The organism is Peribacillus sp. B2I2 (assembly GCF_041261685.1).
In the GTDB taxonomy this organism is placed as follows: domain Bacteria; phylum Bacillota; class Bacilli; order Bacillales; family DSM-1321; genus Peribacillus.
Genome location: NZ_JBGCCB010000001.1, coordinates 2,684,378 through 2,707,477 on the forward strand (window position 1 = coordinate 2,684,378; position 23,100 = coordinate 2,707,477).

At 39.2% G+C, this 23,100-nt stretch carries 17 protein-coding genes and 1 pseudogene; 16 read left to right on the plus strand and 2 right to left on the minus strand.

Annotation, left to right across the window (positions count from 1 at the left end):
• The first annotated feature begins 2 nt into the window (after nucleotides 1–2).
• The 3 genes from ABIE66_RS13335 to ABIE66_RS13345 all read left to right on the plus strand — a co-directional run bounded on the left by ABIE66_RS13335 (nucleotide 3) and on the right by ABIE66_RS13345 (nucleotide 4,239).
• A complete protein-coding gene (locus tag ABIE66_RS13335) occupies nucleotides 3–1,085 on the plus strand; it encodes a dipeptide epimerase (protein ID WP_370015031.1) in 1,083 nt (360 codons plus the stop codon).
• A 21-nt stretch (nucleotides 1,086–1,106) separates the two neighbouring features.
• On the plus strand, nucleotides 1,107–2,135 hold the full coding sequence (locus tag ABIE66_RS13340; protein WP_370017038.1) for a C40 family peptidase: 1,029 nt from the start codon (nucleotides 1,107–1,109) through the stop codon (nucleotides 2,133–2,135).
• A gap of 304 nt (nucleotides 2,136–2,439) precedes the next feature.
• Nucleotides 2,440–4,239: a S9 family peptidase gene (locus tag ABIE66_RS13345; RefSeq protein ID WP_370015032.1), complete on the plus strand. Its 1,800-nt coding sequence runs from the start codon at nucleotides 2,440–2,442 to the stop codon at nucleotides 4,237–4,239.
• A gap of 59 nt (nucleotides 4,240–4,298) precedes the next feature.
• Here ABIE66_RS13345 and ABIE66_RS13350 read toward each other — a convergent pair whose 3' ends face one another.
• Nucleotides 4,299–5,063 (minus strand): class I SAM-dependent methyltransferase, encoded by a 765-nt coding sequence (locus ABIE66_RS13350; RefSeq protein WP_370015033.1) that lies wholly within the window; start codon nucleotides 5,061–5,063, stop codon nucleotides 4,299–4,301.
• A gap of 175 nt (nucleotides 5,064–5,238) precedes the next feature.
• On the opposite strand from ABIE66_RS13350, the gene ABIE66_RS13355 reads away from it, so the two are divergent.
• Entirely contained in the window at nucleotides 5,239–5,499 is a 261-nt protein-coding gene (locus tag ABIE66_RS13355) for a hypothetical protein (protein ID WP_289335335.1), read from the plus strand.
• A gap of 277 nt (nucleotides 5,500–5,776) precedes the next feature.
• Here the strand turns inward: ABIE66_RS13355 and ABIE66_RS13360 are convergent.
• Nucleotides 5,777–6,435: pseudogene (locus ABIE66_RS13360) on the minus strand (formylglycine-generating enzyme family protein).
• Between the two features lie 397 nt (nucleotides 6,436–6,832).
• On the opposite strand from ABIE66_RS13360, the gene ABIE66_RS13365 reads away from it, so the two are divergent.
• The 12 genes from ABIE66_RS13365 (at nucleotide 6,833) to ABIE66_RS13420 (ending at nucleotide 23,060) form a co-directional block, all read left to right on the plus strand.
• A complete protein-coding gene (locus tag ABIE66_RS13365) occupies nucleotides 6,833–8,674 on the plus strand; it encodes a sigma 54-interacting transcriptional regulator (RefSeq protein ID WP_370015034.1) in 1,842 nt (613 codons plus the stop codon).
• A 153-nt stretch (nucleotides 8,675–8,827) separates the two neighbouring features.
• Complete coding sequence (locus ABIE66_RS13370; protein WP_370015035.1) at nucleotides 8,828–9,955, plus strand: tartrate dehydrogenase; 1,128 nt, start codon at nucleotides 8,828–8,830, stop codon at nucleotides 9,953–9,955.
• Nucleotides 9,952–11,373 (plus strand): aldehyde dehydrogenase family protein, encoded by a 1,422-nt coding sequence (locus tag ABIE66_RS13375; RefSeq protein WP_370015036.1) that lies wholly within the window; start codon nucleotides 9,952–9,954, stop codon nucleotides 11,371–11,373. Before ABIE66_RS13370 ends, ABIE66_RS13375 begins: the two co-directional genes overlap by 4 nt.
• Entirely contained in the window at nucleotides 11,370–12,140 is a 771-nt protein-coding gene (locus ABIE66_RS13380) for an SDR family NAD(P)-dependent oxidoreductase (protein ID WP_370015038.1), read from the plus strand. Before ABIE66_RS13375 ends, ABIE66_RS13380 begins: the two co-directional genes overlap by 4 nt.
• Before the next feature lie 361 nt (nucleotides 12,141–12,501).
• A complete protein-coding gene (locus tag ABIE66_RS13385; protein ID WP_370015039.1) occupies nucleotides 12,502–13,893 on the plus strand; it encodes an MFS transporter in 1,392 nt (463 codons plus the stop codon).
• Nucleotides 13,894–14,316: 423 nt separating this feature from the next.
• Nucleotides 14,317–15,747, plus strand: a complete 1,431-nt coding sequence (locus ABIE66_RS13390) for an amidohydrolase (protein ID WP_370015041.1) — start codon at nucleotides 14,317–14,319, stop codon at nucleotides 15,745–15,747.
• A gap of 49 nt (nucleotides 15,748–15,796) precedes the next feature.
• Nucleotides 15,797–17,371, plus strand: a complete 1,575-nt coding sequence (locus tag ABIE66_RS13395) for an ABC transporter substrate-binding protein (protein ID WP_370015042.1) — start codon at nucleotides 15,797–15,799, stop codon at nucleotides 17,369–17,371.
• 72 nt (nucleotides 17,372–17,443) lie between these two features.
• A complete protein-coding gene (locus tag ABIE66_RS13400) occupies nucleotides 17,444–18,394 on the plus strand; it encodes an ABC transporter permease (protein WP_370015044.1) in 951 nt (316 codons plus the stop codon).
• A gap of 27 nt (nucleotides 18,395–18,421) precedes the next feature.
• A complete protein-coding gene (locus tag ABIE66_RS13405; RefSeq protein ID WP_095393924.1) occupies nucleotides 18,422–19,327 on the plus strand; it encodes an ABC transporter permease in 906 nt (301 codons plus the stop codon).
• 31 nt (nucleotides 19,328–19,358) lie between these two features.
• Complete coding sequence (locus ABIE66_RS13410; protein ID WP_370015046.1) at nucleotides 19,359–20,378, plus strand: ABC transporter ATP-binding protein; 1,020 nt, start codon at nucleotides 19,359–19,361, stop codon at nucleotides 20,376–20,378.
• Nucleotides 20,359–21,342, plus strand: coding sequence for an ABC transporter ATP-binding protein (locus ABIE66_RS13415; RefSeq protein WP_370015047.1), 984 nt, complete (start codon nucleotides 20,359–20,361; stop codon nucleotides 21,340–21,342). Before ABIE66_RS13410 ends, ABIE66_RS13415 begins: the two co-directional genes overlap by 20 nt.
• 89 nt (nucleotides 21,343–21,431) lie before the next feature.
• Nucleotides 21,432–23,060, plus strand: a complete 1,629-nt coding sequence (locus ABIE66_RS13420) for an amidohydrolase (protein WP_370015049.1) — start codon at nucleotides 21,432–21,434, stop codon at nucleotides 23,058–23,060.
• Nucleotides 23,061–23,100: the final 40 nt, after the last annotated feature.

The window sequence follows — 23,100 nt, forward strand, 5'->3', positions numbered from 1 at the left end:
ATATGAAGATTGAAAGTTTACAAGTATCAGTGGAAACTTTGCCACTTGTCAAGCCGTTCAAGACTGCATTACGTACAGCTATGGAAATTGAAAATATCATGGTTTCCGTGAGGTTGGAGGATGGAACGGAAGGTTTGGGAGCTGCAGCCCCCACGGTTGCCATCACAGGTGATTCTACAAAAGGAATCATGACTGTCATTGAAGAAGTGATCACGCCACATCTAATCGGCCGCGACATCGAGAATATCAATGCATTGTCTCAACTAATCCAACGATCCTGTGTAGGCAACACAAGTGCAAAAGCTGCTGTTGAAATAGCTTTATATGACGCAGTCAGCAAACGATGGCGGCTTCCTTTATATCAATATCTGGGTGGTAAATCGAATGTCCTGAAAAATGATATGACAATCAGCGTTGATGAACCTGAAGAAATGGCAAAGGCGGCATTGTCCCTCATCGATGGCGGATTCTCAACAATGAAGATAAAGCTGGGGAAAGACTGGAAGAGTGACGTGGAGCGGGTTGCCTGCATTCGTGCTGCTGTTGGCGACCAGGTCATTATCAGGATTGACGCAAATCAAGGGTGGACAACAAAACAAGCGATTTCCATCATTCATGAACTCGAGGAAAGAAAGCTGAACGTTGATTTGGTGGAACAGCCAGTGCAAGCCCATGATATCGAAGGATTGAAAGAAATAAAGAGGTCTGTCCAAGTGCCGATAATGGCAGATGAAAGTTTGTTTTCCCCTCGTGATGCCATGAGACTCCTGAATGAACATGTTGTTGATTTCCTTAATATTAAATTAATGAAAACAGGAGGAATTCGACGGGCACTTCAAATCGCGGATATGGCAGAAGCAGCAGGGGTGGAATGCATGATCGGCAGTATGATGGAATCATCCGTGAGCGTAGCCGCCGCTGCACATCTGGCAACCGCTCATCCAAATATAACGAAAATCGATTTAGATGCACCATTATGGATTAAGAATGAACCATTTGAAGGCATTGAATTTAGGAAAGATCAACTCCTCATTGCCGATAAACCTGGACTCGGAGTCAAGAGGAAATCCTCTTTTACTCAATAAAACTATTTTGAAAGGGTGATTATTTTGATTAGACGAAAAAGGTTAACCGTTTTAGTGCTATCTTTCTTTGCGCTATCTTTCTTTGCGCTCAGTATTTTAGTATTAAATCCCAACGAAACCGGCGCAAGTGAAAAGGAGAGAATTGCCTATGTGGATGTAACTGCTGCAACTCTTTGGACGGAGCCGGGTCTATTAAGGGAATTGGATGCCCCTTCAGCATCGAACCCCGTTGATTTGAATGCATGGATCAAATCCATGAATTATGAAGACAAACTGTGGCTTGTGGGTAACCTGGAGACACAAGCGTTATATGGTTCTAAAGTGACCATTCTAGAAGAACGGGGTGAATGGGTGAAAGTAGCTGCTGCCAATCAGCCTACGCCCCGTAATGAAGCAGGTTATCCAGGCTGGATGCCGAAGGGGCAATTGAAATTAGGAAAATCCTTCGAGAAGCAGTTCAATAGAGGATTTGCCCTTGTAAATGCTCCAAAGACTTGGCTTTATTCGGATTCGAAACATCGGTCGAAATTCATGGAGATCAGCTTCAATACACGGCTTCCGTTATTACAGGTGAAAAAGGATAAAGTGAAGGTGATGACACCAAGCAATGGAGCAAAATGGATAGAAAAGAAAGACGTGTCCGTCTACCAAGACGAAAGTCAAATTCCAGTTCCAACCGGTAAGGACATCGTAGAAACAGGAAAGGGATTTTTAGGGCTTCCTTACCTATGGGCTGGAATGTCCGGTTTTGGATTTGATTGCTCTGGTTTTACCTATACGATGTACCATGCTAATGGAATAACGATTCCAAGGGACTCCTCCATTCAGGCGCAACATGGTAAAAAGGTGGAACCAGAAGATCTTCAACCAGGTGATTTACTATTTTTTGCCCATGATAAAGGGAAAGGAAGGGTCCATCATGTGGGAATGTATATTGGCGACGGCAAAATGATCCATTCGCCAAACAGCTCAACACATGTAAGGATAGATGAAATAAAAACATCGGGATATGGAGAGGAATATGCCGGAGCAAGAAGGTATATCGAATGATTCTTAAAAAGCTTAAGAGCACAGTGCTCTTAGGCTTTTTTCGTATTTGGACAAGCCCTTCTTTCATTTAATAGGATGACAAAGCGATACCCCGATGTCTTTAGACTTAAGGCTAAAGTCATCGGAACAATCGTTTATTCTTAATAAGAGGCATATAAAAACACTCATATAACGTTTATACCAAAATTATAACTTAAAATTCTCTATTTCCATAGGAAGACGAATTACATATATCAACAAGGAAAAATATGGTATAATTAATTACAGAATTTTCATTATATAATAAGAATAAGGGGTTGCCATGATGATCACTTTTCCCAAACCTGATGTTGAGCAATTTTTACGAACTTTTTCCATTACTGATTTTGTAGTAAGTCCAAATGAAAAACATCTGGTCTTCAGTACGAATTTGAGTGGCAAGTATAATTTATGGGGAATGGATTTGCCGAACTGCTTTCCTTATCCACTTACATCCATTGATCAAAGCTGCCATGAGCTGTTATTTGATAAACAGAGCCGGTTTATAATTGCTGGTTTCGATCAAGATGGTAACGAAAATACCCAGTTTTACGGAGTTCCCTTGAAGGGCGGGCAAATGAAGGAAATCGTCCACCATGAAAATACACGTAATTTCATGCCAATTCTATCGAATGATGGCAAAAAACTCTATTATACGACATCAAGGGGAAATCCTTCCTTTCTAAATTCCTATTGTTTAGATTTAGAATCAGGACAGGAAACACAGGTCTTGGAGGGGAAAAATGCAGCGACCTATATCCTTGGTTTTAGTCCCGATGAAAAAACCTTTCTTTATCACAAACACTATGCAAATACATATTCCCTTCTCTATGCAAAAAGCGGGCACGAACATGTCCTGCTCACGCCGCCTACCGAGAAACAACACACAGTGAATGATGGTGTTTTTGTTTCAAATTCGATGATATATTTATTAACTGATTATGATTCGGATTTTACCTATTTGGCTTCATACAACCTTGAAACAAACCGTTTCATTAAAGTTAAAGAATTGGAGAATGAGAGTTTTACTGCGATGAAATATAGTAAAGAGAATCAACTATTATATGTAACCAGTCAAAAGGGTGTAGAGGATCAGTTATATGAATTCAATCTGCAAAATGAAGATTGGAGAAATATCCCTGTGCCATGTAGCGTCATTAATAAACTTGAGGTCGCTGCATCAGGCACGCTTTACTTATTCGGCATGAGCGCAACCAAGCCTCATAATATTTATAAAAGATCAGGTGACGAGTGGGTGTCATTAACTAAATATACGGTTCCTGGCGTCGATTCTAATGAATTGGTCGAACCGGACATCATTACATACCCATCCTTTGATGGCTTGGAGATCGAATCGTTATTTTTTAGGCCAAACAAGGAAAATGATAATGGTGAAGTCATTTTTTGGCCTCATGGAGGACCTCAAGCAGCAGAACGGAAATTCTTTAGAGCTTCATTTCAATTTTTCCTGAATCACGGTTACCGTATTTTTGCGCCAAACTTTCGGGGTTCTACTGGCTATGGGTTGGAATTCATGAAAATGGTAGAGGGAGATTGGGGAAATGGGCCACGACTTGATAATGTAGCCGGCCTTGATTGGCTGATTGAACAAGGACATGCACAAAAAGGGAACATTCTATTGATGGGTGGAAGCTTCGGCGGGTATATGGCACTGCTGCTACACGGACGCCATGCGGATTATTTTAAGGCCGTTGTCGATATTTTCGGGCCATCCAACCTATTCTCATTTATTAATTCCGTTCCAGAAGACTGGAAGCCCGTTATGAATCAGTGGGTAGGAAATCCGGAAAAAGATAAGGAAAAACTAATCGAGTATTCGCCTATCACCTATTTGGAATCCATGATAAAACCAATGCTTGTCATTCAAGGAGCAAACGATCCCCGTGTCGTCAAAGAGGAATCAGATCAAATCGTTGAAGCATTGAAGGACAAAGGAAGAGATGTCGAGTATATGCTTCTAACAGATGAAGGACATGGTTTTTCCAAAAAAGAAAATGAAATTGCCGTCTATCGAAAAATACTCTCATTCTTAAATCGATTCGCTGGAGTGACGGAGAAGGGATAACCCGCGTCAAAATATTTTATTTACAATTGAATTGGAAACCCTGCCACTCACATTCACTTTCAAAGTGATGAGCAGGGTTTTTCATGTTGGAGAGCTGGATGTTCTTTTTTGGATGATTTACTTGCTCTGTATACTCTATAACCGAGGCTGTTTCCGTAAGACAAAATTAGGCGGTAATGTTCGTCCATGACTCGTTTCAAGGATTCATTCAAAGGCTGAATAGGGCTACTTGATGCTGAAGAATTCAATAATCCCTCTAATACGGTACTCGATCTCAAGATTTTTAGATCTGTAAATCCGTTTTGTTGGAAGGCCTTTAACCATTCGGATTGCGTCAATACTTCTCTTAAATTATAAAAGTTCATGATTTCTTTTTTTGAGGCAGAATCAAGGCTGGTTTCTGCTGTCATATCAATGGATAACAAAGTTCCTTCTAGTTTAAGGACCCTATAGAATTCACGGAGTGATTTTTGTATATCAGTGAATGCAGTCGTAGATTCGGCTATGATAAAATCAAAAGAATTATTGTCAAAAGGCAGTTCTTCTATTGAAGACTTATATAGGTCAATGCTTAAGTTAGCTTGTTGGAATCTTTTTTTTGCATGATTGACCATCTCAGGGTGATTATCAAGCGCGGATACTTGGCAAAGAAACGTTTTTGCCAAGTAAGATGAGGTTTGCCCTGTCCCGCATCCGGCATCAAGGATTATTGACGTATGATCGATTTTTTCATTTTTCAAGAGTCGCTTAGTCAGTTCAAATCCACCAGGGTGTGCCCCTTCAATTCCAAATATGGCTAGTGCGTCTTGGTATGAATGGTTCATGGCATAATCTCCTTTGGTACATGTATAAAAGTATTTTATGCTTTGGTTTCAAAGAGTGTTTTACTATTGACAAGGAATATGGGAAAGACTTTTAAAGGATTGGTGGGTATTTAATCCATGCAGGCTAGTCCCCGAATGCATACGATGTAGAATCGACTAACAAGGGGAGTGCAAAATGGGATATCATAATTATTATCATAAATGCAGGCAAGGTGTTGGAAGACCGGTTGAAATTCGGACAAGTAGAGGAACCGTACATCGGGGAATCATACATCGGGTTACGTCGAACCGTGTATATATTCGTCCATTTGACGGTAGCGGAAACCTTGGGGGTTTTGGTTATGGAGGTTTTAATGCAGGATATGGTTGGGGTGCCGCAAATGGATTTGCCTTTGGTGCAATTGCATCTTTAGTCTTTCTCGCATTTCTCTGGTAATCGAATGATGAAAATAAAAAAACCTGATAAATTATCAGGTTTTTTTATTTTGTACCCATCGGAACCTTTACAAAAAAATGGAAATAAATATGGATGGATGTACGACTAGGATACATGTAAGAAGAGTCATTTTTCTGGACTTAAACTTTGATGCGATTCTTTTTGGAATGAACCCAGTTCATTTTTGGGTGTATACAGCTGGTCTTTCTCTGTTTCCCCTCCTGTTATCCGTTAGTAAAACTGTAAAGCCTTGAATGAATTTGGCTTGTTGCTGAAGCTAAAAAGACCGGGCAAGACGGAATCCTAGGTCGTCTATGCAAAATGTCGGATGGCTGCGCCGACGACATGAAGCTCCACAACCCCTGGCATCCTCAGCCCAGCTACCTCCTCGAAAAATACGGTAGGTGCCATACACTTGTTCATCATATAGATCCCAACACCATTCCCAAACATTCCCTAACATATCATGCAGCCCCATGGATTTGGTTCCTTTGTTCCTACTTCATGGATTATGCCCCCTGAATTTTCGTTATACCAGGCAATCTTATTCAGCTCTCCGTATCTATAACCAGCAGTCCCGGCTTTACATGCATATTGCCATTCTGCTTCTGAAGGAAGTCGAAAACCGTTTGATTCCCAATCACAAACAATGTTTTCACCATTAATAGAATAAGACTCTCCCAGTCCAGCTTTCTGTGAAAGTAGATTACAAAAAGAAATTGCATCATTCCAAGAAATAATCACAACAGGTTTTAAATCTCGATCAAAAGAATTAGGTGATTTATTTGTAATAGCATAGTAGAGATCCGTAGTAACAGGATATCGAGCAAGAAGGAACGGGCTTATTTCAGCTTTCCATTTGCTTTTAATTCTATCGTCCCTTAATTCTATTTCTCCCCCTGGAATTTTCACCATTGGATAGTCAATGTAACTCATTATTTCCTTTGACAATCTACCTTCCTCCAAATGATCATAATTTTACAAATTTTACCACAATTAAAACCGTTCAATCAATACAAATATTATGTTTGCTTTTACAGATAAAACTTCCAGGGAGTTAAATAAAAAAACGTTTTTGGTTTCAAACAGAGTACATTTAGACTCAAACACCACTTAAATAAAAACAAAAATGTCATTAGCCTTAAGCTTTATTCTTAAAAGAAGCGATATTTTTTCATGTCAGTCTTCTTAATGGAGGAAGAAAAGCAAACATGAAAACCTTTGAAATAGATAGTTGGACATGAAGTTAGAATGCCATATATTGTATGTAAGTGTATAATTGTAATGAAAATGATGGGTTGATTCCCAAATCTGTGTAACAAGGAGAAGTGTAATGATTGCTTTATATAAAATGAGTGACTCATTGGAAAATCAAATTGGAAAGCTGTTTCAAGGAGTAGGATACAAAACGGCTCGTTTTTATTCTGTGAATGCTTTGTTAGAGCAGATTATGAACCCGATGGTCATTATAACGCCGGCTATCTACCAAAAAGAATTAGAAGCTCTTCAAGTTCCAATACTACCGCTTTCCATTCGTCTGGATGATATTGAGAGAACGAAAGAAAAAAAAGGTCTAATGAATGATTCTAGCAAAAAATGTTGTGTTGTTGCATCAGATGAAGAAATTGAATGGCTAAAAAAAGAATTTGATGAGAATCCACGAATCCCATTACATTTTGTAAGTAAAGAAGAGTTTTTTTTAGCTGGTATACAGCCGGATACGGTGTATGTAGCTCCAGTTTGGATGAAAGATTTACTCACTCATTCTCATACAGGAACCGTACATCTTATCAACCCCTCCCTATCTTCTTTGATTTCTACAATACAAATGGCAATTTCCATAGACAAATTAACTGCAAGCATGGCCATGGAAAGGTATCAGGTAGAAGCTATTGTTAAATCTGCTCACGATGGAGTTGTGGCAGTAGACCATGAGGGAAGAATTACAGTAGCTAACGAACATGCGAAAAAATTATTAGGTCTACAAGATGGAGTTAAAGGACATAAGATTACGGAATTTATCCCTCATTCCGATTTGATGCGCATTCTTGCAACCGGAAAAATTGAAATGGGGGATATTGCAACAGTCATGGGGAGGCAAATTGTCATAAACCGATTCCCTGTGATTGTAAAAGGTAAAATAGTAGGGGTAGTTTCAAGTTTTAAAGAAATCACTAATATTCAAAAAATGGAGCTTAAACTTAGAAAGATGTTACATCAAAGCGGACTCGAAGCAAAACATAGACTGAGTGATATAGTTGGCAGATCCTCGGAATTGGTAAAGGCTAAAGATTTAGCCCAAAGATTTGCTCAAACTGATGCAACTGTATTAATTACAGGTGAATCTGGAACTGGCAAAGAATTATTCGCACAAGGTATTCATTTGGCAAGTCCACGTGTACTAGGTCCTTTTGTTGCTGTAAACTGTTCTGCATTACCAGAAAGCCTGTTGGAAAGTGAATTATTCGGCTATGAAGAGGGTGCATTTACAGGGGCGAATAAGGGAGGAAAAGCAGGTCTATTTGAACTTGCACACGGTGGCACTTTATTTTTAGATGAAATCGGTGAAATGCCTCTTCATATCCAAGCTCTATTATTGCGTGTTCTTCAGGAAAGAACAGTGCGAAGGGTCGGGGGCGATCGTGTTGTGCCAGTAGATGTTCGAATCATTGCTGCAACAAATCGAAAATTAGAGGAAGAAATTAGAGAAAAAAGGTTTCGAACGGACTTATATTACCGAATTAACGTTTTGAATGTTGAGTTACCACCATTGCGCGATCGATTAATCGATATTCCTGACCTATTGGGGGCAATTGTCAATCAATTCAACGAAAAACGCGAAACGCAAATCGTAAGTATTGACCAAGAGGTATACACATTATTTAAGGCATATGACTGGCCAGGAAATATAAGGGAGCTCAGAAATATAGTTGAACGAATGGTACTGCTTGAAGAGGGTACAACCTTAACGGTCCATAGCGGCGAATTCCTTTTACAAAAGCTTAAAAGGAACAAAAACCAGAAAGATCTTTCTGATTTAAGCATTAAAGTGAATGAACGAGAACTGATTGAGGCGGCACTAAAAAAATATGTCAATAATAAAACTAAGACCGCACAAGCACTTGGAGTAGATCGATCTACGTTATGGAGAAAACTAAAAGAATATAATCTATAGTTGTTTCAAATTTCAACATATTGTTGTGATTTAAAACACTTATCGAAGGGGTGTAAAATAAAAAGCCCTTTTATTACTTGATATATCTGAATTTTCAGTGTTTTTATTTTATTGGCACGGTTTTTGCAAGATATGAAATTGTAGCACATTATTATGAAACATAATGAGGTGAAGAAATTGCAAAAACACTTTTCCATCGCAATTATTCCTGGGGACGGAATTGGTCCAGAGGTAGTTAATGAAGGGTTGAAAGTTTTAAAAGTGCTTGAAGAAGTACATTCAGGTGTAAGATTTTTTTACGATTTCTATGATTGGAATTGTGAGTATTATCTAAAACATGGAAGGATGATGCCAGTAAATGGATTAAATTTATTGGAGGATTACGACACGATTTTATTTGGAGCCGTTGGAGCTCCTACTGTTCCAGATCATGTTTCGGTATGGGAACTTATTCTTCCAATTCGCAGACATTTTCAGCAATATGTTAACTTGAGGCCGATCAAACTGCTTAAAGGGTTGGAAAGCCCATTGAGATATAAATCACATGATGATTTGGACTTTGTCGTAATTAGAGAAAATACAGAAGGAGAGTATTCGAATATAGGTGGTCGCCTTCACGAGGGCACACCATATGAAACGGCGATACAAAACAATGTATTTACCCGCTATGGTAGCGAAAGGATTCTCAAATATGCCTATTCAGTGGCTGAAAGTAGGGCAAAGAAAAGGCTGACGGTTGCAACAAAGTCCAATGCGATTAATCATACCATGCCATTTTGGGATGAAATCGTTAAAGAAATTGGAAATGAGTACCCACAGATAGATGTTCAACTCTATCATATAGATGCACTTGCTGCTTATTTCATCTCAAAGCCTGAAAGTTTTGATGTCGTAGCGGGAAGCAATCTGTTTGGAGATATTTTAACAGATTTAGGAGCTGCAATAGTTGGGGGACTGGGGTTGGCACCTTCTGGAAACATCAATCCTGAAAGGAAATATCCTTCGATGTTTGAACCAATACACGGCTCAGCACCAGATATTGCAGGAAAAGGTATTGCCAATCCAATTGCACAAATTTGGAGCATTAGTCTCATGATGGACCACCTTAGACTTCCTGAATTAGGAAAATTGGTATTGAGTGCCATAGAAGAAGTGTTATTCGAAGGTGAAATGAGAACTCCTGATCTCGGAGGAACGGCTAATACCATGGAAATGGGAGATGCAATTGTTTCAAAAATACGGGAAATGAGTTTAAAAACCAATTTGGGGGAGAAAAAATGATTATTAAAGACTATCATTTATCTATTGGTGGACAGCAAGTACCTACAGAAGAGACGATTCCTGTATACAACAAATTTACAGGTGAAGTATTAACTCATATTGCTAAGGCAGAAAAGCAACATGTTTATAATGCTATAACAGAGGCACAAAAATGCTTTAAACAAGATAAATTAACTGCATTTCAAAGGTATCGAATTTTATTGAAAGCTTCAGAGTTGTTCCAAGAACGTAGAGAAGAATTTGAGATCACCTTGGTGAGAGAAGTAGGTAAGACAATGAAAGATGCCAAAGGTGAACTGGATCGCACAATTGAAACTTTGCGCTTGTCCGCGGAAGAAGCAAAAAGAATTACTGGTGAAATGATTCCGTTACAGGCCGTCGAAGGAGCGGATAATCGATTGGGGTTCACAATCCGTGTCCCTAAAGGAGTCATTGGAGCCATCACTCCGTTTAATTACCCATTATTGTTAGCGATACATAAAATCGCCCCAGCACTAGCATCAGGAAATACAGTAGTAGTCAAACCAGCACCAAACACACCTGTGACCACGTTTCAATTAGTAGAACTGTTTGAAGAGGCGGGACTGCCAAAAGGATATGTAAATGTGGTAAATGGTGGCGCTGAAGTGGGTGAATGGCTTTTACAGGATGAACGGATCGCCATGTATTCTTTCACTGGATCAGCAGAAGTTGGAAAATATATTAAAGAGAAAAGTGGAATGCGCCCAGTAGCGTTGGAGCTAGGGAACAATTCACCCAACATTATTCATTTTGATGCTGATTTGGACCAAGCGGCCAAGCTTACGGCCTCCCGTAGCTTTCACAATGCAGGGCAAGCATGTATATCTGTTCAGCGTTTATATGTGCATTATTCTGTATTGGATGATTTTACAGAAAAGTATCTTTCATATGTTCAACAACTTAAAGTTGGGAATCCTGAAGAACCGGACACGGATATAGGTCCAATGATTAATGAAAAAGAGGCGATTCGCGTAGAACAGTGGGTCAAAGAGGCTATCTCAGAAGGTGCTGTTTCGCTTACGCCGATTCGTAGGGAGGGTTCACTATTTTATCCAGCTGTTTTAACTCAAACAACACCGAAAATGAAAGTTGTTTGCCAGGAAGTGTTCGCACCGGTAGTGGCGATAATCCCTTACGAGGATTTTTTGGAAGCATTAGAGTCTGCCAATCAATCGGATTATGGTCTTCAAGCAGGCATTTTTACACGAGATCTGGCTTTAGCTTTAAAGGCAGTCAAGGTGCTGGAATATGGTGGAGTAATCGTGAATGACGTATCAACCTACCGCAACGATATGATGCCATATGGTGGAGTTAAGAATAGTGGAATTGGCAAGGAAGGCCCAAGATATACGATTGAAGAAATGACAGATGAAAAAATGGTGGTGATTAACTTATGATTGAGGAATTATTACAGGGGAAAACAGCCATTGTAACGGGAGCAGGGTCAGGTATGGGGAAAGCCATTGCACAATTATTTGTTGAACAAAAAGCAAATGTAATCTTCGCAGACTTGAATATCGAAGCAGCTAAAGCAGCAAGCGATTCGTTTCCTAGCGAAAATGTAATGGCCGTTCAAGTCGATGTTTCTAATAACGAAGACGTGGCTGCACTGTTCCAGGAAGTGGAGGGGGTTTTTGGGAGATTAGACATAGTAGTAAATTGTGCTGGTGTACCTCAGGTCTTCACAGAGGTGGAGGATTTAAGTATTGAACAATGGGATCGGATTATGGACGTTAATACGAAATCTATCTTTTTAACTACCAAGTATGCAGCTCCAATCATGAAAAAACAGCAAAGCGGTTCGATAATAAATATTGCTTCGATTGCAGGGGTTCGAGCTCGTCCTGGTTTAAATGCATACTGCGCCTCAAAAGGGGCTGCAATTATGCTTACAAAGGCATTGGCATTGGAGTTCGCCCCATATAAAATTCGTGTGAATGCCATTAACCCAGGCCCTGCTGATACACCGATGATCAATCAATTTTTGAACGGGGACGGGACACTGATAGAAGAAGATAAGAAAAAAATCTTTTTGGATAGTGTTCCATTAGGTTCCCTTATACAGCCAGAGGATATTGCGCAAGCTTCCCTTTATCTCGCTTCCGACTTAGCAAAAATTGTAACTGGAGAGATACTCAATGTAGATGGAGGCCGGGGAATTTAATCAGTGAACGGGACGAAAACATAGATAACAAGACTCATTTATTTTAGTGAACTTTGAAAGCATACGATTTAGCGAAAGTACTTTAAGCAATATCGTATGCTTTCAAAAAAATATAAATGTTCATTAGTGGCCTTAATGTTGAGACTTATGATTTTGCCATAATACTTAAAAAGAACTACTCCAATCGTGTTTTTTATTTCACCAGTATTTATAGCCTTTGATACCCTCGTTAGAGCAGTCCCAGTCTAGCTTTTCATAAGAGCGAATCTATCTGACACACTAATTGCAGTTTTGCGCCAGAATTCCTGTTTACTTTGAATAAACCTTTAACTCGGTTATTGCCCTGAGTTCATTAGTAAAATTGGAGGTAATAAAAAGAACGAATTATTCTCCAAAGTTCACAAAAATTTTCCAAAGAGGGGTTAGTAAAATGCCTAAATCTGGATTAGAAGCACGTACGATAAAAAAGGTATCCAGAAGAATTATTCCTTATATTTTTGTGTTATATATCATTGCTTTTTTAGACAGAGTAAACATTGGCTATGCTGCTCTAGAAATGAATAAAGATCTCGGGTTAACAGCATCCACTTTGGGGTTAATTTCCGGTATTTTCTTTATTGGATACTTTCTATTTGAAGTACCCAGTAATATGCTAATGCATCGTATAGGAGCGAGAAAATGGATTGGGCGAATAATGATTACATGGGGTATTGTTGTAATTTTAACAGCCTGGGTCCAAAATGCGAATCATTTGTATATACTCCGTTTTTTACTGGGAGTTGCCGAAGCTGGATTTTTCCCAGGCGTTTTACTTTATATTACGTATTGGTTCCGAGGAAAAGAAAGAGCTCGTGCAGTAGCCCTTTTTATGACAGCCTTGACAGTGTCCAATATAATTGGAGCACCCGTAAGCACGTGGATAATCGATAATATTAATTGGGGTGGAATGGCTGGCTGGCGCTGGATATTTGTACTGGAAGGAATTCCTGCTGTCATTTTAGGTATTACGACAATTTTTTATTTAACGGATCGTCCTGAACAAGCAAAGTGGCTTACAAAGGAAGAGAAGGAGTGGCTCATTTCCGAAATTGAAAAAGAAAATCAAGGAAAAGAAATAGGTAAACACTCTAGTCTGAAAAATATATTTGGGAGTACTAGAATTTGGAGATTGTCGTTTATTTACCTTACGTTAGTCACTGGTTTGTATGGAATAGGGTTTTGGATGCCAACCATTATCAAATCCTTTTCGAATATATTAACAAATACTCAAGTCGGTTTGATTACAATGATTCCTTATATTTTTGGAGGAATAGCAATGGTCTGGTGGGCGCGACGATCTGATCGCACTGGTGAAAGAAAAATGCATGCAGCTATTCCACCGCTTGTGGGTGCCATTGGCCTTATGGGGTGTGGATTAACTACGGATCCTATACTATCCATTATTATGATGTCTGTTGCAACTGTTGGTATCTACAGTATTTTTGGACCATTTTGGGCTATTCCTTCATTATTCCTTACTGAATTAGAAGCTGCTGTAGGAATAGCACTCATTAGTTCCATTGGTAATTTAGGTGGCTTTATCGGCCCATATGTAATTGGTTATGTACAGGATTCTACAGGTAGTGTAGAGATGGGATTATATTTTATTAGTATAGTCTTATTCATCTGCTTTTTACTCGTCTTTACAATTAAGAAAGAACTGGTTACTTCTGCTTCAGTTCAACCCCAATCAAATAAACTTGATATAAGGTAAAGAGAAACGATAGTGCAGAACAAGATATCGAATTGAAAATAGATATATACCGATTAACAAGAGGGAGTCTATAAAGAGAATCCCTAATTTCATATAAGTCGGAGTAAGGTTATGAAATTAGAGCTATATCATTAATTTTTTTACTAAATCTATTTTTTGACTGCGAAATATGCTGCTTCGTTCACTAAAAAGCGACATTGCATACACGACTTTACCTATCTTCATATCTTGCACGAATAGACAAAGGAGAAATTTTTTATGTAGATAGTGGACGAGGTAGGTAAAAATGAACGAGACAAGAATTTTGTATTTTCCTTAAGTTTTTTCCTAAAACAATATCAAACAATGTTAAACCTTCATGGAAAGAAAAAAAACCTTACCTCTTTTGTGTGTACATAGAAATTTGAATAAAGGAGGAAATTCATGAGTAGCGACCTCGAAATGAAGAAAAGCGAGGATTTAGTAATGGATTCGATCAATCAAATGGGCCATGAATTGATCGAAGCTTCCAAGAAAATTTGGGATTTTGCTGAACTTGGCCTTAAAGAATACCGGTCTTCGAGATTATTAGCAAAGTTACTCGAAAAGCAGGGTTTTTCTATTGAAATGGGTGTTGCGGGTATGCCTACCGCATTTGTCGCAACATGGGGTGGTGGAAAACCCGTTATTGGTATTTTAGGAGAATATGATGCCCTTCCTGGTCTTTCACAAAAAGTATCCGGTGTAAAAGATCCCGTTGAAAAAGGAGGTAATGGACATGGGTGCGGGCACAACATCTTCGGTGTCGCAGGTGTAGGCGCTGCTGTAGCTGCTAAAAAAGCAATGGAAGCGGATGGTATAAAAGGCACGATTAAATTCTTTGGATGTCCTGCGGAAGAAATCTTGGTTGGCAAGGTGTACATGGTTCGTGCAGGTATATTCAAAGATACTGATGTATGTTTAACCTGGCATCCCGGTTCATTAAATACTCTTTGGAGCAGCAGTTCTTTAGCCATGAATTCTGTGAAGTTTAATTTTCACGGTAAAGCTTCGCATGCAGCTACTAATCCTGAATCTGGAAGAAGTGCTTTGAAAGCTGTTCAGTTGATGGATACGGGCGTGCAATTTCTAAGAGAACATCTCATTGATGGGGCAAGAATTCACTCTACCATTACAGATGGTGGTCATGAACCCAATGTTGTACCCGACAGAGCACAAATTTGGTATTACATCCGCGCCCCTTATAGACAGGATGTTGATGATATGTATGATCGCATTGTAAATATTGCTAAGGGTGCCTCTCTAATGACGGAAACCGATTATGAGGTTCAGTTTCAGACTGGTTGCTATAACATGCTTCCTAATAAAGTATTAGGTCAAGTTTTACTGAAAAATATGAAAAAAGTCGGTCCCCCGCCATTTGATGAAAAAGATAAGGCTTTGGCTGAGCAGTTAGTCCTTTCTTCTACACCAGGTACAAAAGAGACTGTTGTAAGAGTATCAGGTGCACCCCTTGAGTTAGTAAAGTTTATCTTAAATGACACGATAGTTGAACCTTACGATGAAGGTGATATTTTAGCTGGTTCAACAGATGTGGCGGATGTTTCATGGAATGTTCCGACTGCCCAATTCAATACAGCTTGTGCACCTATTGGCACGCCGTTCCACTCTTGGCAATTTACTGCTTCAGTAGGTTCTGGTATCGGACAAAAAGGAATGCTAATGGCTTCTAAAATATTAGGATTAAGCGTCATTGATTTAATGAAAAATGAGAATCTACTGGAAGTTGCAAAAAAAGAATTTGAGAAAGAATTAGAAACCAAAGGTAAATACAGAACTCCACTTCCAGAAGGAATAAACCCTCCACTAAATTAGTAAGAAATCTATCTTTATAAATAATGAATTATAAAAAGGGGGAAAGAAAATGTTTGAAAAGAAAAATCTTATCATTTCGATAGTCATGTTGATTTGTGCTCTTGCCCTTGGTGGATGCAGTTCGAAGTCAGATAATTCAAATAATGGTAGTTCATCTGCATCTAAGCCAGGAGGTTCATTAAAAGTAGCTTATCCAGCGCAGCCGACATCACTTGATCCACACCTGACGACAGCTAATGCAACACGCGACCCAGCAAGGCATATTTTTGAGACACTAGTCACTTTAAATTCTAAATTTGAAGTGACTCCAATGCTTGCTGAATCCTATGAGGTTAGTAAAGATAGAAAAAAAGTTACATTTGTATTGAGAAAAGGCGTTAAATTCCATAATGGAAAAGAAATGAAGGCGGAGGATGTCATTGCTTCCATGACAAAATGGCAAGAAGGGGCCGTTGCAAAGGCAAATCTAGGAAATTCTAAGTGGGAAGCCGAAGATGAATATACGGTTATCCTTCATGTCGAAACACCATCTATCGTTCTATTACCAGTGCTGGCAGAAGTGGGGCAATTCGCGGCCATCATGCCAAAAGAGGTTATAGAATCGGCTGATACGAGTGGTATCACAGAATATATCGGAACAGGTCCTTTTAAGTTTGTAGAGTGGAAACAAAATCAATACGTTCATTTAAAGAAATTTGATGATTATCAGGCTTCATCCCAACCTGCAGACGGTTTAGCTGGTAAAAAGGAAGCTCTTGTAGATGACATATATTTTCACTTCGTCACTGATAACTCGACTCGAGTAGCTGGAATGATTAGTGGAGAATATGACTTGAGCGTAATGATGCCATGGGACGCAGCACCACAATTTAAAAATGTATCAAGTCTCGAAACCATTCAAGCGCCTCTGGGAATTCACACTCTAATTTTTAATAAACAAAATGGATTCCTGAAAAATGTTAAAGCTCGCCAAGCGGTGAATTTAGCAATTGATAAAAAAGAGGTCTTAACAGCAGCTGTAACTGATGGCTATTTTAGACTGGACCCTGGATATATGCTAAAAGAGCAAGGCTTATGGTACACGGATACAGGGAAAGAAATTTATGAGGCTAAAGATACTGAAAAGGCCAAACAATTGCTGAAGGAAGCTGGGTATAATGGGGAAGAATTAAGAATCCTGACCAGCCGTGACTATTCACAACATTATAATTCGGCCGTGGCAGTTCAACAACAACTTCAGAAAATCGGTATGAACGTAAAGCTGGACGTGGTGGATTGGTCTACTCTATTAGATCGTAGAAATAAGCCTGATCAATGGGAAATGTTTTTTACAAGCTGGCCTGTTAGCGCAACCCCTCTCCAATATCCATTCCTGGATTCTAGAGCAAAGTTTGCAGGCTGGACGAATAACCCAGAAATAGACAAACTATTGAATCAAATTAAAGCTCAGTCTTCCCAGGATAAAGCTAAAGAAACTTTTAGTGAATTGCAAAGAGTAATTTGGGAAGATATGCCTGTTGTTAATATTGGTGCTTATGATTCCATATCCGTAAAAGCGAATAAAGTCAAAGGATATCAAGAATTCCTTGGACCTGTTTTATGGAATACGACCGCTAAAGAATAAAAATTAATTGTTTAGATTCCCCTTCATACGTTTTACATTGTGAAGGGGTTAATTGTAGGAAGGAGATTTTTGATGAAAGCCTATATTCTACAGCGAGTCTTATCTCTCATTCCGGTTCTATTAACTGTAGCTATTGTAGTCTTTTTCATTATGCATTTAATACCAGGAGATCCGGCATCAGTAATGCTTGGGGCAGATGCAACTGAAGATGACATTGATAGATTACGAGAAGAACTCGGTTTAAATCTACCTATGTACGAACAATTTTTCAATTGGGTCTTTGGCCTTCTTCAAGGCGACTTGGGAATGTCTATTTATATGAAGGAACCAGTATTACAGGTATTTATGAATCACTTAGGTCCCACACTTTCATTAGCGATATTGGCACAGGGGATTTCTATACTTATAGCTATCCCTATGGGAATTATTGCGGCAAAAAAACGGGGAACGAGCACAGACCAAATTTTCATGGTGGGTTCTTTGTTGGGAATTTCCTTGCCAAGCTTTCTCCTTGCATTATTATTATCTTTATTTTTCGCAGTGAAACTCCAATGGTTTCCGGTAGCTGGATATAAACCACTTGATGATGGACTATTGGCGCACCTTGAATATCTTATACTGCCTGCCTTGTCTCTTGGGGCCATACAAGCGGCTTTGATTGCGCGGATGACAAGGGCCTCTATGTTAGAGGTACTAAGCATGAATTACATTAAAACCGCAAAATCAAAAGGTGTAAAAGAAAAATTCATCATTTATAAACATGCATTGAGAAATGCTTTTATCCCTATTCTGACTGTCGTTGGACAAACCTTTGGGACATTGATAGCGGGAGCAGTAATAACAGAAACGGTTTTTAATATACCTGGACTCGGTCAACTTATCATGAACTCAATAGTGCAGCGAGATTACGAGGTACTCCAAGGAACTGTTCTGCTGGTTTCCGCCGCTTATGTATTCATTAATTTAATAGTAGATTTACTGTACGGTGTGGTTGATCCAAGGGTACGGTTAAGTCGGAAATAAAGAAATGAATTGAAGGGGAAATGATTTATGGAAGCAAAAACAATAATTGAAAAAACAGACCCATTGTATTCAAAAAATCATATGAAGAAAGAACGTCAATCTATACTTCTGCGCAGGTATTTTTCAAACCGGCTTGTAGTTACAGGAAGTGTGATTATCTTGACTCTCAGTTTAATCTCTATTTTTGCACCTTTGATCACCGTATATACACCTTATGACATGATAGTAACAGCTCGTCTGAGCCCACCAAGTGCTGAGCATTTTTTTGGAACTGATAACTTTGGCAGGGATTTATTTAGCCGGGTAGTTTATGGCACCCGGGTATCCATGACCGTCGGACTTACAGTAGCTGCGATAACACTAGTAATTGGAGCAGTAATTGGTTTGTACTCAGCTTATTATAGGACCTTGGATCATATCCTGATGAGGATATGTGATGGCTTAATGGCATTTCCTGCAATTCTATTGGCCATTGCACTCATGGCTGCATTAGGGCCGAATATAATTAATGTCATTCTTTCGTTATCTATTGTAAATACACCTACTGTCGCACGTGTCGTTCGTTCAGCTGCCATTGTAGTCAAAGAACAAACCTTTATAGAAGCTTTGAGATCACAAGGGGCCAGTTCATGGCGAATTATCTGGCTTCATATTGCTCCAAACACTATGTCTCCTCTGATTGTTCAAATCACCTACGTTTTTGGAGTTTCTGTCATAATCGAAGCATCACTCAGCTTTTTGGGAGCTGGTATTCCTGCTCCATCACCAAGTCTAGGAAACATTTTATTTGATGGTAAAATCGTAATTTTTAATGCTTGGTGGATGACAGTTTTCCCAGGTGCATTCATTATTCTATCCGTTTTGGGATTGAATCTCTTCGGTGATGGACTACGAGATTTACTCGATCCGCACACTAATAAAGTAAAGAAATAATAATAACACGGTATTATTGAGGAGGACGTTTATGGGTATAGAATGTTTATTAGAGGTCAAAAACCTCAAAACGACGTTCATGACAGAAAATGGACCTGTTACCGCAGTTAAAGGGGTTTCATTCGAGGTATATTCAGGAGAGACCCTAGGGATTGTTGGAGAGTCGGGATGCGGGAAAAGTGTAACCTCGGAATCTATTTTACGATTGTTAAATGAAAACACGACTAGATATGAAGGAGAGCTGATCTATAAGGGCAGAAACTTGCTATCCTTGAGGGAGGATCAAATGAGACACATTCGTGGAAACGAAATATCTATGATATTTCAAGATCCGATGACTTCTCTTAATCCTGTATATACAATTGGCTATCAAATTGCAGAATCTTACATCATTCATCAAAAGCTTGGAAAAGAAGAAGCATTTACCCGAGCTATAGAAATGCTCAAATTAACAGGAATTCCTTCTCCAGAAAAAAGGGTGAATGAGTATCCGCATGAATTATCAGGAGGAATGAGACAGAGGGTAATGATTGCAATGGCATTGGCGTGTAATCCTAATCTACTAATTGCTGATGAGCCCACGACCGCTTTAGACGTCACTATTCAAGCACAAATATTGGACTTGATTCAAGGTTTGAAGAAGGAACTAAACATGGGAGTCATGTTGATAACACATGACTTGGGAGTAGTTGCTGAGGTCTGTACACGTGTGGTCGTTATGTATCTAGGCCAAATAATCGAAGAAGCTGAAGTAGGATCTTTATTCTCGGAACCCTTACATCCCTACACCAAAGGATTGCTAAAATCCGTTCCACGTTTGGATGGGGACCGTTCTAAAAACATGCATGTGATTGAAGGGATGGTCCCGTCTCTTAATAATATTCCCAAAGGGTGTCGCTTTGCTCCAAGATGTTCGTATTCTACAAGCCTGTGTGAAGAAAGACCACCTGAATTAAAAGAGATTGAAGATGGACATAAAGTGCGCTGTTGGCATTATGAAACAGTATTACAAGAGGGGAGGCGAGAAGGTATTGCAGACGCTGTCAGATGAAAGAGCTCCGATTTTACAGGTCAAGAACTTAAGGAAGCATTTCCCTATATATACTCCTCTTGGCCGAGTGAAAGGGCATGTTAAAGCGGTAAATAATGTAGAGTTTACCTTAAATGAACGAGAAACGCTTGGGCTTGTAGGTGAATCGGGTTGTGGGAAAAGTACAACAGGAAGAACTATCATGCGTTTAACGGAACCTACAGAGGGTCAAGCCATATATAAGGAAAGCGACCTATTTAAGTTAAAAGGGAAGGAAATCGATCAAATTAGGCAAGAAATACAAATGGTGTTTCAAGATCCGCATTCTTCTTTAGACCCAAAGCAAACCATTGGGCATGCAATTGAAGAGCCTATGAAGATACATAAAATGGGGTCAAAGAAAGAGCGTATGGAAAGAACCTTGGACTTACTTCATAAAGTCGGACTTAGAGAAGACCAATATTACCGTTACCCACATGAATTTTCAGGAGGGCAAAGACAGAGAATTGGGATTGCTAGAGCACTAGCGGTAAACCCTAATATTGTAATTTGTGATGAACCAGTGTCGGCTCTCGATGTATCCATTCAGTCGCAGGTCATAAACTTGTTGCAGGAATTGCAAGATAACTTAAATCTTTCTTACCTCTTTATTGCCCATGATTTAAGTGTAGTTCGACATATAGCTGATAACATTGGTGTTATGTATTTGGGACATATGGTAGAGCGGGCTTCAACAGATGACCTATTTTCTCATCCATTGCATCCGTATACTCAAGCATTATTGTCCGCGGTTCCAATTCCCGATCCTAAATTAAAAAAGGAACGGATTATTTTAAAAGGGGATGTACCGTCGCCTCTTAATCCCCCATCGGGATGCATTTTTCATACGAGATGTCCCCATGTAATGGATCGTTGCAAAGTTCTATCGCCGGCACTTACAAAAAAGGGGGCCAATCACTTTGTAGCCTGTCATTTATATGAATAATTTATTAGATTAGTCTATTTAACTACTATTATCCTAAACTGACTTTTCTTTTTTATAAAGAAGAATCTAATTGATAACGAGGTGTATTGATGTTTGCAGATCTAGTGCTTGTTAATGGTCAAGTTATTACATCAAACATGGAATATGACGTCAATGAAGCTGTTGCGGTTACCGATAACCAAATTGTAATGGTGGGTACGAATGAAGAAGTGAAACAATTGATTGGATCTCAAACGGAGGTAGTGGATTTAGCAGGTAGAAGTTTAGTGCCAGGCTTTATTGACTCTCACCTTCATATTACTTTATATGGTACAAATAAATTAGGGGTAAGCTGCAAGGAACCCACTATCGAATCTTTACATGACGTCTTAAAAGAAATTGAAAAAAAAGTAAATGAAACACCAATTGGAAAGTGGGTACGTGCATGGGGATTCAATCAAACCAAAATATCAGAAAATAGATATCCTTCTAGAAAAGAATTGGATCTTATTTCTAGCAATCACCCGATCATTCTTCGGCGTGCCTGTGGTCACATTTCCGTGGTAAATAGCAAGGCGTTGGAGTTAGCAGGAATTGATGAGCATACCACAGATCCCGAAGGTGGAATAGTAGTCCGAGATGAGGAAGGAGTTCCTACAGGCGTTTTAATAGAAAATGCTCAAATGCCTTTTTACGAATTGGCTGATTTTACACATGAAGAGCTTCTGCAAGGATTAATGATGGCATCTAATGACTTTACCGCTTCTGGCATAACAAGCATTCACGATGCAGGTGTCTCTAGCCCGGAAAACTTTAGGGTGATGCAGGAGGCGGTTCGTAACGGAAATATTCAGGTTAGGGTTTATGCAATTGTCTCGACAATCAATAAGTCAGAAGAATTTGTTGACAAGATGATAAAAGCTGGAATTTCAACAGGCCTAGGAGATGAGAAATTTAAAATTGGCCCAGCTAAGGTATTTACTGATGGAAGTAGTAGCGGTCCAACTGCTGCAATGAGGGAACCTTACACTGATGATTCGGAAAATTCCGGCATATTGTACTTTAGCCAGGAGGAACTTAACCGGATTCTCGGGGAGGCTCATGAAAAAGGGTTTCAGATCACAGCTCATGCTCAAGGAGACCGGGCTATTGAAATGATGCTTAACTGTATTGACGAGGCATTGAAAAAACATCCTAGAAAGAATCACCGCCATCGGATCGAACATGCAGGAATTACAATGCCTGATTTAGTTGAACGGATGAGGCAATTAGAAGTTATTCCTATTCCGAATCCTGCTTTCTTCCTTGAATACGGTGATGGCTACATGAAAAGTTACGGAGAACGAGTCAATCATATGTATCCAGTTCGTGATTTCATTGATAAGGGGATAATAGCGGCTGGAGGTTCCGACAGTCCGGTCACATCGTTTAATCCTCTTCTGGGAATTCATGGAGCAGTTAATAGGAAGAGTTCAACAGGGCAGATTGTAGGAGGAAACCAGCGAATAGGAGTATTAGAGGCAATCAAGCTGTTTACATGGAATGGAGCATATGCCAGTTTTGAAGAGAATATAAAAGGAAGCATAGAAATAGGAAAGTTAGCAGATTTGGTTGTATTAAACGGTGCAATTCTTGATGTACCTACTGATCAAATTAAAGATATGCAAGTGGATTATACAATTATAGGCGGTAAAGTTGTATTCCAAAAGGAAAGCAATAATATACTTTCCAAATCCTAACTAAGATCAAGATAACAATTCAAATAGAGATAGATGAAGT

What these genes read in the sequence shown, in the direction of transcription:
- ABIE66_RS13335 (WP_370015031.1), top strand. Translation starts at nt 3, where the DNA reads ATGAAGATTGAAAGTTTACAAGTATCAGTGGAAACTTTGCCACTTGTC.
- ABIE66_RS13345 (WP_370015032.1), top strand. Translation starts at nt 2,440, where the DNA reads ATGATCACTTTTCCCAAACCTGATGTTGAGCAATTTTTACGAACTTTT.
- ABIE66_RS13350 (WP_370015033.1), bottom strand. Translation starts at nt 5,063, where the DNA reads ATGAACCATTCATACCAAGACGCACTAGCCATATTTGGAATTGAAGGG.
- ABIE66_RS13355 (WP_289335335.1), top strand. Translation starts at nt 5,239, where the DNA reads ATGGGATATCATAATTATTATCATAAATGCAGGCAAGGTGTTGGAAGA.
- ABIE66_RS13365 (WP_370015034.1), top strand. Translation starts at nt 6,833, where the DNA reads ATGATTGCTTTATATAAAATGAGTGACTCATTGGAAAATCAAATTGGA.
- ABIE66_RS13370 (WP_370015035.1), top strand. Translation starts at nt 8,828, where the DNA reads ATGAAACATAATGAGGTGAAGAAATTGCAAAAACACTTTTCCATCGCA.
- ABIE66_RS13375 (WP_370015036.1), top strand. Translation starts at nt 9,952, where the DNA reads ATGATTATTAAAGACTATCATTTATCTATTGGTGGACAGCAAGTACCT.
- ABIE66_RS13380 (WP_370015038.1), top strand. Translation starts at nt 11,370, where the DNA reads ATGATTGAGGAATTATTACAGGGGAAAACAGCCATTGTAACGGGAGCA.
- ABIE66_RS13390 (WP_370015041.1), top strand. Translation starts at nt 14,317, where the DNA reads ATGAGTAGCGACCTCGAAATGAAGAAAAGCGAGGATTTAGTAATGGAT.
- ABIE66_RS13395 (WP_370015042.1), top strand. Translation starts at nt 15,797, where the DNA reads ATGTTTGAAAAGAAAAATCTTATCATTTCGATAGTCATGTTGATTTGT.
- ABIE66_RS13400 (WP_370015044.1), top strand. Translation starts at nt 17,444, where the DNA reads ATGAAAGCCTATATTCTACAGCGAGTCTTATCTCTCATTCCGGTTCTA.
- ABIE66_RS13405 (WP_095393924.1), top strand. Translation starts at nt 18,422, where the DNA reads ATGGAAGCAAAAACAATAATTGAAAAAACAGACCCATTGTATTCAAAA.
- ABIE66_RS13410 (WP_370015046.1), top strand. Translation starts at nt 19,359, where the DNA reads ATGGGTATAGAATGTTTATTAGAGGTCAAAAACCTCAAAACGACGTTC.
- ABIE66_RS13420 (WP_370015049.1), top strand. Translation starts at nt 21,432, where the DNA reads ATGTTTGCAGATCTAGTGCTTGTTAATGGTCAAGTTATTACATCAAAC.